The 704-nt window shown below is 52.6% G+C and carries 7 tRNA genes and 1 rRNA gene; all 8 read right to left on the minus strand.

Annotation, left to right across the window (positions count from 1 at the left end):
- Position 1 precedes the first annotated feature (1 nt).
- Positions 2 to 75: transfer RNA gene (locus tag DIZ30_RS07555), tRNA-Arg, on the minus strand.
- A gap of 10 nt (positions 76 to 85) precedes the next feature.
- Positions 86 to 171: transfer RNA gene (locus DIZ30_RS07560), tRNA-Leu, on the minus strand.
- Between the two features lie 16 nt (positions 172 to 187).
- Positions 188 to 259: transfer RNA gene (locus DIZ30_RS07565), tRNA-Gly, on the minus strand.
- Positions 260 to 270: 11 nt separating this feature from the next.
- Positions 271 to 343 (minus strand) — tRNA-Thr (locus DIZ30_RS07570).
- Between the two features lie 17 nt (positions 344 to 360).
- Positions 361 to 442 (minus strand) — tRNA-Leu (locus DIZ30_RS07575).
- Positions 443 to 449: 7 nt separating this feature from the next.
- A tRNA-Lys gene (locus tag DIZ30_RS07580) sits at positions 450 to 522 on the minus strand.
- 3 nt (positions 523 to 525) lie between these two features.
- Positions 526 to 598 (minus strand) — tRNA-Val (locus DIZ30_RS07585).
- Between the two features lie 13 nt (positions 599 to 611).
- Positions 612 to 704, minus strand: a 5S ribosomal RNA gene (gene rrf / locus DIZ30_RS07590); the annotation flags it as partial.

A 704-nucleotide genomic window follows, 5' to 3' on the forward strand; every position in this document is an offset into this window, starting at 1 on the left:
ACGCGCCCAAGAGGAGTCGAACCCCTAACCTTTTGATCCGTAGTCAAACACTCTATCCAGTTGAGCTATGGGCGCATATTTGAAATGCCGAGGACCGGAATCGAACCGGTACGGTGATCACTCACCGCAGGATTTTAAGTCCTGTGCGTCTGCCAGTTCCGCCACCCCGGCGCGATTGCTTTGGCAAAGCGGAAAACGGGGTTCGAACCCGCGACCCCCACCTTGGCAAGGTGGTGCTCTACCACTGAGCTATTTCCGCGTGTTTAAAGATGCCGGCTAAAGGACTTGAACCCTCGACCCTCTGATTACAAATCAGATGCTCTACCAACTGAGCTAAGCCGGCATGTAAAACTTAAATTATGCGGGTGAAGGGACTTGAACCCCCACGCCGTAAGGCGCTAGATCCTAAATCTAGTGCGTCTGCCAATTCCGCCACACCCGCAAAAATATGAGCCGTACAGGGCTCGAACCTGTGACCCTCTGATTAAAAGTCAGATGCTCTACCAACTGAGCTAACGGCTCATATGGAGGTTAACGGGATCGAACCGCTGACCCTCTGCTTGTAAGGCAGATGCTCTCCCAGCTGAGCTAAACCTCCATGGATAACTTAAGCGTGGCGACGTCCTACTCTCACAAGGGGCAACCCCTCACTACAATCGGCGCTAAGAAGCTTAACTTCTGTGTTCGGCATGGTTACAGGTGTA

The sequence above is a fragment of the Enterococcus sp. H57 genome (genome assembly GCF_003112495.1).
Lineage (GTDB): Bacteria > Bacillota > Bacilli > Lactobacillales > Enterococcaceae > Enterococcus_B > Enterococcus_B faecium.